Below are 703 nucleotides of genomic sequence, written 5' to 3' on the forward strand. Positions count from 1 at the left end.
ACCTTCTTCTTCGGTCAGCCCGCCCTCCTTAATCCAGTGCGCGCTCGAAGCTGCGCAGACGCTTGTAGATCGACATCAGCTCCACCAACGTGGTCCAGGCATTGATCAGATACTGGAACGCGTTGCGCACTTGATCGAACACATTGGTGATCTGCGTCAGCAGGCCAAGGGTGATCGCGCCGGTGATGATCGAGGGAAACAGCACAAAGATGCTGAATACCGCATCCAGTTGCAGATAAAAAATACGGGCGATATTGAAATAGAGATAGTGAAAGTAGAGGCGAAAATAGTTCTTACGTACGTGGCTGAACAGATCGCGCACCAGCGGTGGGCTGGCACGCTGTGCGTCATCCTCACCGTACACCAGCTCTTTACGGTAAGCGGCTTCCACCCGCTGATTACGAAACGACAGTCCTGGCAGTTTAATCCCCACCACCGCCAGTAGCCCGGTGCCGAACAGTGACCATAGTACCGCGGCTATGACCAACGCATACGGGATTTGGCCGAGGATTGGCACGGTTTTTACATGCACTGATAGTGCCACCAGCACCGGTAAAAAGGCGATCAGCGTCATCACCGCATCAATCAACCTGACGCCCATATCCTCAAGCGTCGAGGCGAAACGCATGGTGTCTTCCTGCACGCGCTGGGCGGCCCCTTCGATGTGGCGCAGGCGCGGCCAGTATTCCATGTAGTAACTGTT

The 703-nt window shown here is 55.0% G+C and carries 1 protein-coding gene; it reads right to left on the reverse strand.

The features are described 5' to 3' along the window. Window positions 1–28: 28 nt before the first annotated feature. On the reverse strand, window positions 29–703 hold a 675-nt coding region (locus WH277_RS01490), incomplete at its 5' end, for an SbmA/BacA-like family transporter (RefSeq protein WP_339503963.1).

Source organism: Erwinia sp. MYb416 (assembly GCF_037479575.1).
In the GTDB taxonomy this organism is placed as follows: domain Bacteria; phylum Pseudomonadota; class Gammaproteobacteria; order Enterobacterales; family Enterobacteriaceae; genus Erwinia; species Erwinia rhapontici.